Here is a 17,559-nt window from a genome sequence, read left to right on the forward strand (position 1 = left end):
GACAAACCACTTGTCAGTCAAATAAGTCCAAATCCAACATTGCGGCCAAAGACAAAACAAAGTATTAACCCTTTGACTTTTATCGATTTTATTATTTATTAGGAGCTTTTCATGGCTAACGAACGTACTTTATCTATCATCAAACCTGACGCAGTTGCTGGCAACCACATCGGCGCTATCTATAGCCGCTTTGAAGACGCGGGTCTAAAAATCGTTGCCGCTAAAATGCTACAACTTGATGACGAAAAAGCAGGTGGTTTCTATGCTGAGCACGCTGAGCGTCCATTCTACAATGACCTAAAATCTTTCATGATGTCAGGTCCAGTATTGGTATCAGTACTAGAAGGCGAAAACGCGATCACTAAGCATCGTGAAATCATGGGTGCGACTAACCCAAAAGAAGCCGCTGAAGGCACTATCCGTGCTGACTTCGCGAGCAGCATCGATGAAAACGCGGTACATGGCTCAGACTCAGCTGAATCAGCAGCACGTGAAATCAGCTACTTCTTCAGCGATGATGAAGTTTGTGCACGTACGCGTTAATAGCAGCGGTTATTAATGTCAGCTATTATTTAGCATATTGATCGTTAATAATTGGTTTTGCAAGACGGCTTATATCTTATGGGTATAGGCCGTTTTCGCTATAAATCGTTTTCGCTATTTACCAGTGAGTAACTTCGATTATAATAGCGCAATCTAGATTGAAATTGTCCGACGTTTCCCTCATTATTAGTTTTAACTAGCGTTATCAATCCCTTATCAGTATGTTTTTACTCAATATTCATTTATTGTGTTAGCGTTTTATCAATTTATTAGAAACTGCGCTCATAACGGATTGCTCATGCATTCCTGCCATACGTATGTACGGCAACGCTCATCTCAATAATTGCAGCGCTTATTTAAGCGCATGCAAAAAGGTTACCTATTATGTCAACTATTCAAGCACCAACCCAGCACGTACCTACCAAGCTTACTGATAGTATTAAGCTAGTAGACGAGGCGCACGCAAAAACCAATCTATTAGGCATGACACAAGCACAGCTGTCTGATTACTTCAAAAGTATCGGCGAAAAGCCATTTCGTGCGACTCAGGTCATCAAGTGGATTTATCAGCATGGTGTGACGGACTTTGAGCAAATGACCAACTTGAGTAAGTCATTGCGTGATAAATTGTCACTGAATGCTTGTGTGGTCCCGCCCAAGGTTATTCATCGTCAATACAGCGATGATGGCACGCGTAAATGGGTGTTTGAAGTCACTGGCGGCTCGTTGGTCGAGACCGTATTGATTCCGGCTGATGACAGTAAACTAAACGGCCGTAAAACGTTGTGTGTGTCTTCACAAGTTGGCTGTGCGCTTGATTGTAGTTTTTGTAGTACGGGCAAGCAAGGGTTTGAGCGTGATTTGAGTGCAGCTGAGATTATCGGACAGTTATGGGTCGCTAATGCTTCATATATGACGGACGAAAATGAAAGCTTAGAAAACGTGGATCATAGCCTATGGGAAAATAATGTCACCAACGTGGTTATGATGGGTATGGGCGAACCACTATTGAATTATAAGCCAGTGGTAGGGTCAATGGAGATCATGCTCAGCGATCATGCTTACGGGCTATCAAAACGCCGTGTAACGTTATCGACTTCTGGTGTCGTACCAAAAATGTATCAACTGGCGCAAGATATTGATGTGGCATTGGCCATCTCGTTGCATGCACCAAATGATGAGCTGCGTAATGAATTAGTGCCCATCAATAAAAAGTATCCGTTAGATGAGCTGATTGCCGCTGCGAAAAACTACGTCTATGATGTCAATCCGCGTCATAAAAAGCACGTCACGATTGAGTATGTGATGCTTGATGGTGTCAATGATAGTAATGAGCATGCTCATCAGTTGGTTGCGCTATTAGAAGGGCTACCAAGTAAGATAAATCTTATTCCGTTTAATCCGTTCCCGCATGCACCGTACGATAAGTCAAGCAACAACCGCATTCACGCGTTTAGCAATATACTAAGTGAAGCTGGGTTTGTTTGCACTATTCGCCAAACGCGCGGTGATGATATTGATGCCGCTTGCGGTCAGTTGGTTGGACAAGTAGCTGACCGTACCAGACGTTCAGCAGCGTGGCAACAGAGCATCAAAGATCGTGAAAATGTTTGATACGTTTTGCATATGTCAGGATAAATATCCGTCTGTTCTGAAAGCTTAGCTGTCTTTTATCTGTCGCAACGGTAATGAAAATGTATCAATAACGCTCAAGATTGAAGAACATAGCAATTAATAACAACTAAATTGTACTTATAGGGGCTAAATCTATTAAACTGATGCCTCGAAGATCGAACGCATTGAACCACAGTTTTATGATGGCGGCTATGATGACTTCTAAAAATTCTTATCAGTTGGTAGATCAAAAACCATTTTTCAACCTCTATAAAAAGGCAGGTGTGGTGACGAACCGAGTCACTGCGCCGAAGTGCGCATTACTGGCCGTCGCACTCGCAGGATTATTGCTAAGTGGCTGTCAAAGTACGCCAAACAATGACTTGTCAGGCATCGCACCTTATCAGACATCCACAAGGCCCAGCGGTGATCGCAATTTAGATCAGCAAGAAATTGCTCGTGTACGTACCTCGCTTGCTGCACAATATATCCGCAAAAATGAGCTCGATACGGCACAGCGTCAACTCGAAAAAGCCTTTTCTGCTGATAGCCGTTACGCGCCAGCCTATGATATGATGGGCGTTTTGTTGCAGCAAGAAGGCAGCCGCATTAATCTTGCAAAAGCCGATCAGTACTTTAAAAAAGCCATCGCGCTCGATAAAGACTTTGTGCAAGCACACAATAATTACGGTGTTTATTTATCACAGATGAAGCGCTATCGTGAGGCGGCGGAGCAGTTTGAGATTGCAGGCGCCTCATTAGGTTACGAAGGCCGTATCGGTGCGTTAGAGAATTTAGGGCGTACATACCTTCAGCTAAATGATAATAGTGCCGCTGCTAAAGCGTTTTTGCGGGCGCTCGATGGTAATCGCAATAGTATCATTGCTCATATCGAGCTGGTAGATTTATTGCTTGAGCAGCAGCGAGTACCGCAGGCTCAGCGCTTATATGACGAGACCTTGATATTGGTACAAGGGCAGGGCATCAGTCCTAGATTGCTCCTACAAGGTATCAAACTTGCGGCAGCACAAAACAACATTACAACTCGCCAGCAATTGGCACAGCAGCTTTTATCCGCTTATCCATTAAGCGACGAAGCGAAACAACTTAAGACTTGGCTTAACAATCCAGAGGCACCATGGAAATGATCACCCCATCATCAAACACTCAATCTAACGCTCAGGGATCATTTGGTGCCACGTTGCAGCAAGCCCGTAAAACGAAGCAAGTCAGTTTAGAAGAGGCCGCCGCCGAGTTATTTATCTTAAAACGTCATCTAGAAGCACTAGAGAGCGAAAACTTTGCTGAACTACCGCAAGCGGCATTTGCTCGTGGCTTTGCTATTAACTATGCCAAATACTTGGGCCTAGACTCAGCCAAAATCGCGAATAGCTTTGATGCCGCTTACCCCAATGAGCTCAAAGCCAAATCGGTCAACAATACTGATACACCATTGCAACCAATGGGCACGCTGCAGCGCGATACGCACAATCGTATTCGTTTTAATCCGCTATTGATCATAGGTGTGATTGGGCTCATTATCTTGGCAGTATTTTTATTCCGTATGGTGAGCAATGCGAGTAAAGAAAACAGCCAAGAGCCTGTCTCTACTGTTGAAGATGTATCTGCTATTGAGCAAGCGCAAGGGGCTGCAATTAGCAATGATGCAAGTGGGGTCGGTGCGTCTGGCTCTGCGTTGAATTTAGGTGCTGCCAGTGCAGATACGGCTTTTTTAAACGTGAAGTTGACCGATGATGCTGTGGTTAGTATCACGGATGCATCGGGTAATAGTCTCATCAGCGGTTCACAGACGGCAGGTGACTATGACCTATCAGGTGTGCCACCATTTAGTGTGCAAATTGATAATATCGATAATGTTAGCTTGATGCTCAATCAAGAAACAGTTGCTTTAGATACTTATGCAACGGATAAGCAAGCTACTTTTGAGCTAGTACCTTAGTCATCATTAGCCTCTTATCGAGCATGATTACTAGTGTTTAATAAAACTACTATACGTCTAAGCTCATTTATATATACAAGCCTGTGGTTTTTCTATTTTTGATTCAAGGATTTATCTATGTCAATGCCATCGCCTATTAACCGCCGTTTGACCAAAAAAATCTATGTCGGCGATGTTGCGATTGGTGGTGATGCGCCAATTAGCGTACAGAGCATGACCAACACTGACACTTGCGATGTGGCAGCAACCGTCGCCCAAATCGAGCGTTGCGTAGAAGCTGGCGCTGATTTGATGCGCGTATCAACGCCGACGATGGATACCGTCAAAGCCTTTGGTGAGATTCGTAAACTGGTGAGCGTACCTTTGGTTGCAGACGTGCATTTTGATCATAAGATTGCCTTAGCAGTGGCTGAAGCTGGCGCTGATTGTTTGCGTATCAATCCTGGTAACATTGGCAGCGATGCTAAGGTGCGTGAAGTGGTTGCTTGTGCCAAGTATCACAATATCCCTATCCGTATCGGCGTCAATGCAGGCTCTTTAGAAAAAGACATTCAGCGTAAGTATACTGAGCCGACTGGGGAGGCGATGCTTGAGTCAGCAATGCGTCATATCGACATTCTAGAGCGTCTTAATTTTGACCAATACAAAGTGTCTGTCAAAGCCAGTAATGTATTTTTGACATTGGATGCGTATCGCCTGCTATCAGCGCAGATTGATAACCCACTGCATTTAGGTGTCACTGAAGCAGGTGTCTACCGTACTGGTGCTGTCAAATCCGCCATTGCGCTTGGTGGCCTGTTATTAGACGGTATTGGCGATACGATTCGTATCTCCTTAGCGGCTGAGCCTGAAGAAGAGATTAAGATTGGTTTTGATATCTTAAAGTCGCTTAACATTCGCTCAAATGGCGTAAACTTTATCGCTTGCCCAAGCTGCTCGCGTCAAGAGTTTGACGTGATTAGAGTGATGACGGCATTAGAGTCACGTTTGGAAGACATCCGTGAACCAATGGATTTATCCGTCATTGGTTGTAAAGTGAATGGTCCAGGCGAAGCAAAAGAAGCAGATATTGGTATCGTTGGTGCTGCACCAAGATCACTGGTATACCGTATGGGTCAAAAAAGCCATCTTATCGATACTGACAATTTAGTCGATGAAATAGAAAGTATGGTTCGCGCCCATGCAGAAGATTTGGCGAAAAAGCGCGAGAACGAGATTATTCGCGTAAAATAAGTCGCAATATAAGTATCTGCTTTTTGCTGTGTAAACAAAGGGTAGGCAGCACATTTTTTATTTTAATACGTAGATAACAACAATAGACATAACTGTTAAATTTTAAGGACATGACCGTATCATGATTAAAGCTATTAAAGGGTTTAATGACATTTTACCTGATCAATCAGCAAAGTGGCTGCATCTAGAAGCGATATTGGCTGATGTACTTGGTAGATATGGTTATGAGCATATTCGCTTGCCTATCGTTGAGCAAACTGATCTATTCGCCCGTGCTATTGGCGGCGCGACAGATATCGTTGAAAAAGAGATGTACAGCTTCACTGATAAATCTGAGCCACCGACGCCGTTGGCCTTGCGTCCTGAAGGCACAGCAGGGGCAGTACGTGCCGTTATCGAGCATAACTTATTGCGTGGGGACACGCCGAAGCTTTGGTACGTTGGTCCAATGTTCCGCTATGAGCGTCCGCAAAAAGGCCGTTATCGTCAGTTTCATCAGCTGGGTGTCGAGAGCTTCGGTAGTGCACTACCAGACGCTGATGCTGAGCTGATTGCAATGACACATCTGATGTGGAAAGAGTTGGGGCTAAATGATGAGATGCGTCTTGAGCTCAATAGCTTAGGTGAGCTTGATGAGCGCTATGCTTATCGTGAAGCGCTGGTTGCCTATTTGACTGATAAAAAAGATCAGTTAGACGAAGACAGTAAGCGCCGCTTGACGACCAACCCATTACGTATCTTAGATAGTAAAGAAGCGAGTACGCAGGCAGTATTAGCAGACGCACCAAAGCTTGCTGACTTCTTGGGTACAGAGAGTGTGGCGCATTTCGAACAAGTTCAAGCTTATCTGACTGCGCTTGGTATCGATTTTGAGATCAATCCACATCTAGTGCGCGGGCTTGATTATTATAATAAAACGGTCTTTGAGTGGGTAACGGACAAGCTTGGCAGTCAAGCGACGGTATGTGCTGGTGGTCGCTATGACGGTCTGGTTGGACAATTAAAGTCCATAGGTACAAATGATGATAAGTCAGACAAAAAACCTGTAAAATCTGAACCGGCTATTGGTTTTGCGATGGGGCTAGAGCGCTTATTGCTACTCATGGAAGCCGTGGCACCGATTGCTGACAAACCCGCTTGTGATGTCTTTGTTGTAGCGCATCCTGACGTTTATAGTGCAGGTATCAGCTATGCACAAAACCTACGTTATAGTCGTCCAGATGTACGCGTGAAAATGGCAAGTGCAACGAGTCTAAAGGCGCAAATGAAAAAGGCAGATAAGTCAGGCGCAGCATTGACAGTCATCATCGCGCAGCAAGAGCTGGATGATAATACCATCAGCATCAAAGATATGCAGACGGGTGAGCAACAGACTGTCACACAAGACTGGCTATCGAGTAAAGATAACTTTGCTCGTAAATAATCGTCTTGCAACGCCGCAGTTTTGATTTTGGCATCAGCAATTTAATGTACATTTTATCAGGTAAATATATATGGCTCTGACCCCCAATTCGCCGAATGCAGACAACTCCATGCAAGCGTTAAAGCAGTATGGTAGTTATATTGTCACTGCGATTTTGTTGGCACTGGCTGCTTATTTTGGCTGGACATACTGGCAGAACAACCATGCGCGAGTAGATACTGTCGCCGCTGATCAATATGCCGATATCCAGCGATTGAATGAAGAAGTCAGCTTGGCTTCGCAAAATCCAGATCTAGAAGCCGACGCGCAAGAGTCGCTTGTACAGAGCCGCACACAGCTAGATAAAGATATTGATACTTTAGTCAGTACGCATGGTGAGTCAGTTTATGCCTGGCAAGCGCTGATGATAAAAGCTCGTCAACAGGTCGATAATGATGATTTTACGGCGGCAGCTGAGACATTCAAGCAAGCACTCGCCATTGATTTAGGTGATGCTGGTCTAAAGGCAATTACTCAGCTGCGTTATGCCAAGACGTTACTGGCGACAGGCGATGCAGATGCGGCCTTGTCAGAGGCCAACAACGATATGCCAAGCTCGTTTGAAGCCAGTCAGCAAGAGCTGTTGGGTGATATTTACTTGGCACAAGATAACAAAGAATCAGCGATTAAGTCTTATAGTAATGCTTGGGAGCTATTACGTAGCCGCCAAGAAACACGTGCAGTATTGGCCTTAAAGATGGAAAGCTTGGGTATCACCCCGGAGCCAATTGCTGGGCCCACCAGTCTTATCCAAGAGTCAGCTACTCCTGAGCAGCCATTAGTGGTTGAAAACTCAGAAAGTACGAGCGTTGAAGCTGCTCAGTAAGTCACTAAGCTCAGTAAATTACTAAGCTCAGTAAATCACTAAAATAGTATTGAGCAGTAGCAATCGACTAAATGCTTTTTGATACGACGTCATAATGACTAATGTGCTGTTGGCCAATGTACTAATTAATAATAATTCATTTGTAGTGAGAACATATAATGACTCAATCTATTCGCTCTAGCAAAATGTTAAAAACTACGTTAAGTAGTCAGACTATCAAGAAGACAGTCATGCATGTGGCAGTACTTGCCGTGATGAGCACTGCAGTGATTGGGTGTAACCGCGGTATCAAGCCAGTGGTTAATGACCCAGTAAAATTGGTACAAATTGCGCAACCGATCAGCGTGCTACAGCCAGTATTTAGCACCGATGTAGGTAACAAAAAAGCCAGTAAGAAAGACCCTCTAGATTTGCAAGTTGGTTACGCCAATGGGCAAATCGTTACGGCATCACGCGGTGGTGATCTGATAGGGTTTAATCAGGCAGGCGAGCGCTTATGGTCGATTAACGTCGGTGAGCAGATCACAGGCGGCGTGGCGTTGGATGCGCTGAGTCAAACAGCGGTTGTGAGTACTCGCAATGGTCAAGTGATGGCGTTTGATACCACGACTGGCGCAAAACGCTGGCAGCAGCAGTTATCAGGGTCGGTACTGTCCCCAGCCCTCATCAGTAATAATCGTGTGGTGTTATCAGCGAATGATGGCTTCTTGCATGGCTTATCACTACAGACTGGTGAATCAGTGTGGCAGTTTGCGACGCAAGTACCAGCGATCAGCGTGCGTGGTAGTGCGGCACCAACTTTGCTAGATAATGAAACGGCATTATTAGCGACTGCTGATGGTCGTTTGCATGCAGTCACTGTTGATAATGGATTGCCAAAGTGGTCAAGACGTGTTGGCATTGGGTCTGGAAGTAGCGAAGTTGAGCGCATGAGCGATGTCGATGGCAAACCTATCGTGGATAAAAACCAGCTGTTTGCGATTAGTTATAGTGGTCAGCTATTGGGGATTGATTTGGCCTCACGTCAAGTGATGTTCGTCAATGAGCTTGCTAGTTTAAAAGCACTTGCAGTCAACCCTCAGCAAGTCGTTGCTACTAGCCTAGATGGTAAAGTGGTTGCCTATGATCGTAATAGTGGCGAGACATTATGGGAAAGTGAGGCACTGGCTTATCGTGACCTAACCAATCCTGTCATGATTGGCAATTATATTGCAGTCGGTGATTTTGACGGTGTGGTACATTTATTTGACCCTGCTACTGGCAATATTGTCAGCCGCGTGCAGACAAAAGGGGCGTTGACGAACTTGCAAGTACAAGGCAATCGCCTGATGACCCAAAGCACGTCGGGACAAGTTGCTATCTGGCAGTTAATGCGCTGATAAGCAAGTACACTAGTTTTTATCTATAAAACACAAACGCTGCTTAGTCAGCGTTTAGTGCCTTGTGTAAATCGCTTGTTTAAGTACAGGCTTTCGCGTACTCTATGCGACCGATGTGCTAACCATATATACTATATATAATTTAGTCGTCCCAATTATTTTTTTAGCTAAAAAATAGCCAGCTACTATTTTTGCTATTGTTTTATCATTCATTTTAATTTGCGGTTAAGTGCAGCCCTATTCTTTGCCATTGTTATGTCAATGGTCATAAGAATAATTGTACTGTCCGTCATTGTGCCTTTCACTGAGAGTAACCCATGAGTATCAAGCCTGTGGTCGCCTTAATTGGTCGTCCAAACGTCGGTAAATCCACCTTATTTAATCAGTTCACAAAAAGTCGGCAGGCATTGGTTGCTGATTTGTCGGGATTGACTCGTGACCGTCAATACGGTGATGCGACTTATGAAGATAAATCTTTCATCGTTGTGGATACTGGTGGTATTGGTGAAGCAGATGACGGCAGCGGTAATATCGATGATTATATGTCTGAGCAGTCGCATACCGCGATTCACGAAGCAGATATCATTGTGTTCGTCGTTGATGCTCGTGCTGGTATGATCGGCGCTGACGCTGAGATTGGCAAGTTTTTGCATACCCTAGGCAAACCGGTCTATGTCGTTGCCAATAAAGTTGATGGTGTTCATGATTCAGCGCCAGCGGAGTTCTATGCACTAGGGTTGGGCGAGCCGTATCCGATGGCAGCCAGCCATGGTCGCGGCGTAGGCAACTTGCTTGAAGTGTTAACGGCTGATATGCCTGAGCAAGAGAATATAGTAGAGCCAAGAGGGTTGAAGCTTGCCATCATTGGTCGTCCAAACGTTGGCAAATCAACGCTGGTTAACCGTCTATTGGGTGAAGATCGAGTGGTAGTATTCGATATGCCTGGCACGACGCGTGATAGTATTTATATCCCTTATCAGCGTGAGGGCAGAGACTACGTATTGATTGATACAGCTGGTGTACGTCGCCGTGGTAAAATCGATGAAAAAGTAGAAAAATTCTCTGTTATCAAAACCTTGCAAGCGATTGAAGACTCTAATGTAACCGTTATTGTCATTGATGCGCACGAAGGTATCGTTGACCAAGATTTACATATGATTGGCTACGCGCTTGATGCTGGTCGTGCTCTAGTCGTCGCGATCAACAAATGGGATGGTTTGACACCAGATCAAAGAGACTATATTAAGCTTGAGATGGATCGTCGTTTTAACTTTATCCCATATGTAAAAGTGCATTTAATATCAGCGCTACATGGAACTGGTGTGGGTAATTTATATCCATCTATCTTGCGTGCGTATAAGTCTTCGATGTTTGAAGTCTCTACCAATCGCTTGACGCAAATCTTGCAAGATGCTGTCACTGCCAATCCGCCGCCAACTATTGCTGGTCGCCGTATTAAGCTACGTTATGCACATATCGGTGGTCACAACCCACCTGTTATTGTGATCCATGGCAATCAAACCAGCGCGCTTCCTAAGAGCTATCAGCGTTACTTAGAGAATCAATTCCGTCAAGTGTTTAAGCTTGAAGGTACGCCGCTCAACGTCATCTTTAAACAAAATGACAACCCATACGCCAATAAGAGCGACACGCCAACCAAGGCAAAAACACAGCAATTGCGTCAGCGTGAGCGCAATCGTGCAAAAAAATTCACTACTAAAGATAAAAAGTCTCGTTAATCATATAATCTGCTATGATTTATTTTATCGTGCAACCCAGCACGGTAAAATAAAAAAGCACTATAATCATATAGTGCTTTTTTAGCAGTTCAGTATACTCGCTAATTACCTCAATCTTTCGCTTATCACATCTCTCAAATACCTGTAATATAAGTAAAACTTTTCTTGACTCAGTAGAGTGATATGAACAATCGTTCGTCTCAAACCATTTCTATGCTCATTTGGCGCTCTGTTGGACAGGCCGTAATTCTGGCTCTGCTGGCAGGTTTTGTATTGCCTTTTATTTATGGTCTAGTACATCACTACCAAGAAAAGCATCAGCATATACAGCAGTTAGCCTCGTTACTAACAACTAGTGCATCGACGCCAGACGGCGCTGACGTCGTCGCTGAGCAAGTGAATGTTTTATTAGAAAATGAGCCGAGCATTCAGAGTATTGTGTTTTATTCCACATCCCAGCCTATCAACGATATCAGCCAATCACTAGATGACTGGAAAAATGCTTTATTTGCCGATACGGTCAGCTTTAACTATCCTGTCGTTAGTAAATATGAAGATTTTGAGAGTGTCAGACCCAATAAACCCACATCTAATCAGCAGTTAGCGACAGATCTGTCTGAGAGTATGAGCGCGTCATCAGTTACGGATGAATCGATCGGTAACACGAATAGGAATAACACGCTGATTGGCTATATCAACATCACCATGGATGTGAAAGTACTGCGTTCACATTGGTTTCGTAGCATTATCCCGTTGTGGTTGACCACGTTACTACTGACTATTATTTCAGGTATATATATCTTTCGAAAGCTGAATTGGCCGGTCAAAGATATCGAAGCATTAAATGGTGTCTGCGGTATTATCATCAAAAACGCAGCGCTAGAGCAGCTACCTATTATTCCGCAGCGCTTTAACTTTCAAGAGCTGACACAAATAAAAAAGGCCTTGGCTATCTTGTTTGGTCGACTGCAAGAAGCCAAGCAAGGATATGATACGCTTGCCGCCTTTGAGCAACAACTACATAACAAAGATGTCTCGCTTGATGTGCAGTTGCATAATTTCCAAAGCATGATTACCCATGAACTAAAAACATCGCTCAACGCTATCGTGGGTGGATTACAGTTATTGGACTATGAAACCTTAACTAGAGAGCAAAAAGACGCTGTCGAAATTATCAGCAATGGTAGTGATAAATTGGTGCTGTCACTGGATCATATTATTCAATTAAATCAGATACAAAAAGGACAAATAAAAATTCATAACAATGAATTTAATCCGCTACAGTTGATATCTGATCTTTTAATAAAGTTTGAACCTATAGCCAACCAACAAGGCTTAGCGTTAACCAGTAATATTCATCATGTAGATTACAGTCTTTATGGCGACTCTGCAAAAATTCAGCAAATATTATCCATATTAGTCAGTAATGCCATTAAATTTACTCCTACTGGACAGGTAGTGATCACGTCACAACTGACGCATTTTGATAAAAGTAATCGTTGGAAAATCAGTGTCAAAGATACGGGCATCGGTATTGATAGCAATCATATTGATGATATTTTCAATCCTTTCTTTCAAGTGGATTCGTCACAAACGCGCCAATATGAAGGCTCAGGTGTGGGCTTGCCTGTGGTGAAGCAAATGGTGCAGCTCATGGGAGCGACGATCGAAGTTGATAGTACCTTGGGGTCAGGGACGCAGTTTACCCTGACGTTAGTGATGCCGAATCAACAGCAATCTCGCCAGCAGCGGCTACTAAATGGTCTAACGATTATTTATTATTATGATCAAGAGACCGGTACTTTATTCAATGAGCTAGAGTATCTGGGCGCTACGGTTATTTGCCATCAAGACACACAGCAAGTCATGAATGAGATAAAAGCGCAGAAAGTGGATATGGTGATGTTCGCTGAGGACGTGCTCGCGGATAAAGCTGAACTATTAGCAAAACTTATTCGCCAACATGAAAACGAAGAAAGCGTGCAACGTGCTCTATTGATATACTGGTATCCCCAACATCAAGCGCGTTATGTTGATAATTTCGAGTATGGTTTAAAGGCAGCGGGCATCGATTACTGTCATAGCACGACTTATCAGCACAAGGCTTTGAGTGACTTGTTAAAACGTTGGTTAGTATGGACCTAAAACGCTCTCAAAAAATACGTTTGGCTTTTTAAAATCTCCTAGCCCGTTAGATGTAATTTTCTGATAAAAAGCATGAACAAGCCAAGATTTTTTTACAACAAATAAAAAAGACGCCCAATTTTAAGGCGTCTTTTTTATTGTGTCATTTTCTTATAATGAGATACTTTGCTCTAGCTCTCTATTTATAAAAATAGAGCAGTTTTTAGAACATATTCTGCGCCCAGCGCACAATATGTTGCCAAGTACGGCTCAAGAATCCTGACTGTGCGACATCATTAGTGGCAATAATAGGGACAGATGCGACAGCTTTACCATCAATAACCGCCATCATCTTACCGATTTCTTGACCTTTCTTAATCGGTGCTTCTAGGCTGTCAGGAATATCAACCACGGTCGTGATTTTATTCTTCTGCGTTTTACTGGTTAGGATTTGTAAGTTATCACCCGTTGCCAGTTCTACCTCATCAGCTTCTCCGAACCATACTGGAACTTTGCTGACGAACTGACCAGCAGGCGCTTTGGTCACTGTGGTGAAGTGGCCAAAGCCCCAGTTGAGTAGTTCACGCGACTGATCAGCACGAGCCTGCTGGCTCTTGGTGCCCATGATGACAGAAATGAGGCGCATACCGTCACGGTTACTCGAAGCGACTAAACAATAACCTGCCGCATCAGTATGGCCCGTTTTTAGACCATCAACCGTAGGATCGGTTGCGAGTAGGGCATTGCGGTTGCCCTGAGTGATACCATTATAGGTAAACTCTTTTTCTGAATAAATACTGTAGTAATCACCACTGTTTTTGACAATAGCGCGAGCAAGTTTGGCCAGATCTAGCGCTGATGCCTGATGACCTTCAGCAGGCATGCCAGTAGAGTTGACGAAATGAGAGTTTTCCATACCAAGCTTTTGCGCTTGCTCATTCATCAAGATTGCAAATGATGCTTCGCTACCTGCGATATGCTCAGCCATAGCTTTTGACGCATCATTACCTGATTGAATGATAATGCCGCGTAGCATATCGATGACACTAGCGGTCTTATTGACTGGCACATACATGCAAGACTGACTGCTGCTACCACGGCACCATGCATTTTGGCTCATGAGTACTTGATCGTCTTCTTTGAGGTCGCCTGATGCTAAGCGCTGTTCGATGATATAACTGGTCATCATTTTCGTCAGAGACGCTGGCGGTAATGACTCATTCGCATTTTTTTGACCCAAGATCTCACCAGTATTATAGTCCATCAATACATAGGCGGTATTATCCATCTCAGGTGGTTGTATGGCTGCGTTTGCCATCACTGCACTCATTGAGATACTTACACCAACGACCAGCTGTACTAGCTGATTTTTTACACGCTTTACTGTCATATATCATTACACCGCATCATGGAACCAAATGTATCTATCGCTTGTATTCAATGTCAATTTTCATACATTATTTTAAGCAGCATGCCTTAAACATCATGTCTAAAATAATGTATTAATCAAAACAAGAACGACTGTACGATAGACATAAAATTAACGCCTTATCTTAGCAAAATGCCAACCGATGGGGAATCGATAAATGCAAAAAAGTAAGGCATGAATAAAAAGAAAAGCGAATAGGTATCAAGTGTTTGCTCTTACTAACCTATAGATAACTTCGATCAGCATAAATTCAACGACCACAAAAAAGCCTGCTGTACCGCTTGTGGTTTATAAGCGGAATGACAGCAAGCTTTTATGTTCATTAAACTTAATAGGTAAGTGTAGAGTATCATTTTTGACGATAGTGAGGGTGGGGCTCCAGAAAGAACAAAACCATTTTTTATTGTCGTTAATTATGACTGGCTTTTCTAGCGCTCAAGACGGCTCTCTACGCTTACACGCTTTTAGTGATTAATACTCTGCGTTCGCCAAATCTTCGCACAAGGCTTTATTTTCTTGCTTTGAGAAGCCCATTGTCCAGCTACGAATCCCTTGCAGTATCTGACGATAGTCTTGCTGCGTTGACAGGTATTGGATGGCTGCTTTTGGGTCTTCTAGCGAAGGCATTAGTTCATGCAATTGCACGGTATAAGACTTATAAAAACGTTGTTTTTGATTGCCGTTCAGCATTGATGGACAGATCTCTGATAGTACCTGCATCACAGCAATTTCATGCTTTGTGATATTAATGCCAGACATATCTAACGGAATAGTGGTCGCAGGATTGTTTGCAGCATTAGACGCTTGAGACAGCATGGCAACAGACGTTATTAGTCCTGCCAGCCCGATTTTTGAGGCGGTCTTTGCTATCACAGAAGCTATAGATAATATCGATTGATTCTTCATTCAGTATTACACTCGCTTATCTTTATTTGATGGTGATATGTTAATGGGTAAAAAAACAAAAGTCACATAAAATATTGATTTATGTGTAGATATCTTGTGAGCCAAAGGCATTTTACAGCAACATATCAGTAGCATATACCAATGAAGTCACATCAGTATAAACGCATCAGTTTGTATTGTTGTATGGTGTTGCATATTGTAACGCGTTGACTTATTTCTCTCATTTCGACTCCGTCTTGGGCAAATAATATAACAATAGACAAAAATGCCAGACAGTTTTTGGTCAAAGACTGGGTTCGTGATTATCTATTGTTCAGGTATAATCGCTCGGGCTATCAAGATAATTTAGTTTTAATATACTGATATCACAAGGCTTTCAAGAGTAATCGCCAAATTTTTTATTTTATATACTAGCCTTTGGTTGCTATTTTTATGCGAATAAAGATATGGTACGGTAGCAAAAATTTCTAACAAAAAGACGGTTTGACACAAACATACTGAGCTGACATGAAGATTTTGATTAGTAATGATGATGGGGTGTATGCGCCAGGATTATTAGCACTGTCTCAAGCACTATCGACCATCGGTGAGGTCGTGGTAGTCGCACCAAACGAGGAGCAGAGTGGCTATGCTAGTGCATTGAGCGTATCAAAGCCATTGCATACGCATCAATTGCCATCGGGATTTATAGCGGTAAATGGTTCACCAGCTGATTGTGTTCATCTGGCGCTGCATGAGCTATACCGTGACGTGGATTTTGACTGTGTCATTACAGGTATCAATTCAGGTGCAAACTTAGGACAGGACGTGATGTTTTCTGGTACCTTTGGCGCGGCATTGACAGCGCAACTATTGGGCATACCTGCTATTGCTACGTCTTCGGTAGGTGGCGGCGTAAAAAATGGCGGACAAGAATCAGCCAGTGATTATAAAGTGGCGGCAAATGAAATTGTCAAATTGCTCACTGAGACCTCGATTTTAGAGTTTCTCAAAAATTTGCCCTATCATGTATTAAACGTTAATATTCCTGATGTGGATAGCAGCAGTGATATCAAAGGACGAAAGGTTACCTCATTGGGACACAAGCAGATCGCCGAGCCAGTCCGTCATATGATTGACCCGCGCGGCCGAGATGCGTACTGGCTGTCTTTACGCAAATGTAAAAACAGCAAGCACAAAAATGAGCAGCCCTTAGACAGTTCAGCTAAATCAACCAATCAAAAAAATGTTGTATTAACATCGGGCATAACGGATGATCAAGCAGTGGCAGCAGGATACATCAGTCTGTCGCCAGTACGTTTACATCATACCCCAACGGCGACATTGGATAAGTTTTTGGCACTAGATTTATAAGTTCGATAGGATATGATTATCAATGACATAGGTGATGGTCACCATATCACTTGCTGTACGAATGATATAAATCATCTGCTAGATCGCTGATTGTAGTGACAATATCTAGAGGCTTTTGAGTGATATCAAGTGCTTTTAGATGATAAAACAATAGATAAGCAACACAAAGAACAGGAACCTTGTATGAAAAGAATCATGACCGGATCGCACCTTGCTAAGGCGGCGTTGATTGGCACTATGGCAGTTACTACCTTGTCTGTAGTCGGCTGTGCAACCAAACCTACTTATCAATCACCAAACCAAGCAGGTCCTAAGATTATTACCAACGCACAAGGCGTCCCTAACTACCATCGCGTACAACGTGGCGATACGGTCAGCCAAATTGCGGCACGCTATCGTCTTAACTATCGTCAGATTGGCGCACTAAATAATCTGGACAGTAAATATACGATTTATAGTGGGCAATGGCTCAAACTATGGCAGGGCGGTGCAGCGACGACAGCAAGTAATAACAGCTATAGCAGACCAGCACAGCCACAACCAACTTATACCCCACCTGTAACCCAGTCTCAAACGCCAGCATACGAGGCAACGGCCAATTCGACCTCTGGTTATGATTATCCTACTCGCAATCCAGTGACGCGTAACATTGATCCAGCAGCGGGTAATATGGGCATGTGGTTTGCTGGCAATGTCGGTGATCCAGTACTTGCTAGCCAATCAGGAACGGTGCTTTACTCAGGCAGCGGTCTACCAGAGTATGGCAACTTGATTATGATACGCCATAGTGATGACTACATCACGGCCTACGCACACAATAGCCAATTGCTTGTAAAAGAAGGAGATACGGTACAGCGTGGCCAGCGTATCGCGACGATGGGTAGCAGTGGTCAGACCAATCAAGTAGGGCTGGAGTTCCAAGTTCGCTTGAACGGTAATCCGATTGATCCACGTACAGTACTTGGGCGTTAGTATTGAGGCATGTCGCTGA

The 17,559-nt window shown here is 43.6% G+C and carries 14 protein-coding genes; 12 read left to right on the plus strand and 2 right to left on the minus strand.

All coding sequences use genetic code 11. The annotated features are described in order from the left end of the window. The first annotated feature begins 111 nt into the window (after positions 1-111). The 10 genes from ndk to QO189_RS00575 all read left to right on the plus strand — a co-directional run bounded on the left by ndk (position 112) and on the right by QO189_RS00575 (position 12,901). The gene (gene ndk / locus QO189_RS00530; protein ID WP_371531060.1) at positions 112-543 is read left to right on the plus strand and encodes a nucleoside-diphosphate kinase; all 432 of its coding nucleotides are present in this window, start codon (positions 112-114) and stop codon (positions 541-543) included. 384 nt (positions 544-927) lie between these two features. Continuing rightward, positions 928-2,157: a 23S rRNA (adenine(2503)-C(2))-methyltransferase RlmN gene (gene rlmN, locus QO189_RS00535; RefSeq protein ID WP_371531062.1), complete on the plus strand. Its 1,230-nt coding sequence runs from the start codon at positions 928-930 to the stop codon at positions 2,155-2,157. A 212-nt stretch (positions 2,158-2,369) separates the two neighbouring features. Then, entirely contained in the window at positions 2,370-3,305 is a 936-nt protein-coding gene (pilW, locus tag QO189_RS00540; RefSeq protein ID WP_371531064.1) for a type IV pilus biogenesis/stability protein PilW, read from the plus strand. Then, entirely contained in the window at positions 3,302-4,117 is an 816-nt protein-coding gene (locus tag QO189_RS00545; RefSeq protein WP_371531448.1) for a helix-turn-helix domain-containing protein, read from the plus strand. The genes pilW and QO189_RS00545 overlap by 4 nt, the downstream gene beginning before the upstream one ends. 117 nt (positions 4,118-4,234) lie before the next feature. Then, positions 4,235-5,350 carry a flavodoxin-dependent (E)-4-hydroxy-3-methylbut-2-enyl-diphosphate synthase gene (gene ispG / locus QO189_RS00550; RefSeq protein WP_238038487.1) on the plus strand — a complete coding sequence of 372 codons (1,116 nt, stop codon included), beginning with the start codon at positions 4,235-4,237 and terminating at the stop codon, positions 5,348-5,350. A 121-nt stretch (positions 5,351-5,471) separates the two neighbouring features. After that, complete coding sequence (hisS, locus tag QO189_RS00555; protein WP_371531066.1) at positions 5,472-6,773, plus strand: histidine--tRNA ligase; 1,302 nt, start codon at positions 5,472-5,474, stop codon at positions 6,771-6,773. A 70-nt stretch (positions 6,774-6,843) separates the two neighbouring features. After that, entirely contained in the window at positions 6,844-7,638 is a 795-nt protein-coding gene (locus QO189_RS00560; protein ID WP_371531068.1) for a YfgM family protein, read from the plus strand. A gap of 158 nt (positions 7,639-7,796) precedes the next feature. Then, the gene (bamB, locus tag QO189_RS00565) at positions 7,797-9,017 is read left to right on the plus strand and encodes an outer membrane protein assembly factor BamB (protein WP_371531070.1); all 1,221 of its coding nucleotides are present in this window, start codon (positions 7,797-7,799) and stop codon (positions 9,015-9,017) included. A 317-nt stretch (positions 9,018-9,334) separates the two neighbouring features. Further along, positions 9,335-10,756: a ribosome biogenesis GTPase Der gene (gene der / locus QO189_RS00570; RefSeq protein ID WP_058025087.1), complete on the plus strand. Its 1,422-nt coding sequence runs from the start codon at positions 9,335-9,337 to the stop codon at positions 10,754-10,756. A 183-nt stretch (positions 10,757-10,939) separates the two neighbouring features. Then, on the plus strand, positions 10,940-12,901 hold the full coding sequence (locus QO189_RS00575; protein WP_371531073.1) for a sensor histidine kinase: 1,962 nt from the start codon (positions 10,940-10,942) through the stop codon (positions 12,899-12,901). A gap of 202 nt (positions 12,902-13,103) precedes the next feature. On the opposite strand, the gene QO189_RS00580 is transcribed toward QO189_RS00575, so the two are convergent. Together QO189_RS00580 and QO189_RS00585 are read right to left on the minus strand one after the other, a co-directional pair. Further along, the gene (locus QO189_RS00580; RefSeq protein ID WP_371531075.1) at positions 13,104-14,270 is read right to left on the minus strand and encodes a D-alanyl-D-alanine carboxypeptidase family protein; all 1,167 of its coding nucleotides are present in this window, start codon (positions 14,268-14,270) and stop codon (positions 13,104-13,106) included. Between the two features lie 510 nt (positions 14,271-14,780). Beyond that, positions 14,781-15,215 (minus strand): MCR_0457 family protein, encoded by a 435-nt coding sequence (locus QO189_RS00585; RefSeq protein WP_058025084.1) that lies wholly within the window; start codon positions 15,213-15,215, stop codon positions 14,781-14,783. A 507-nt stretch (positions 15,216-15,722) separates the two neighbouring features. On the opposite strand from QO189_RS00585, the gene surE reads away from it, so the two are divergent. Next, positions 15,723-16,568 carry a 5'/3'-nucleotidase SurE gene (gene surE, locus QO189_RS00590; RefSeq protein ID WP_371531077.1) on the plus strand — a complete coding sequence of 282 codons (846 nt, stop codon included), beginning with the start codon at positions 15,723-15,725 and terminating at the stop codon, positions 16,566-16,568. Between the two features lie 183 nt (positions 16,569-16,751). Next, positions 16,752-17,540, plus strand: a complete 789-nt coding sequence (locus tag QO189_RS00595; RefSeq protein WP_371531079.1) for a M23 family metallopeptidase — start codon at positions 16,752-16,754, stop codon at positions 17,538-17,540. Positions 17,541-17,559: the final 19 nt, after the last annotated feature.

It is taken from the genome of Psychrobacter sp. Arc29 (assembly GCF_041431175.1).
GTDB lineage: Bacteria > Pseudomonadota > Gammaproteobacteria > Pseudomonadales > Moraxellaceae > Psychrobacter.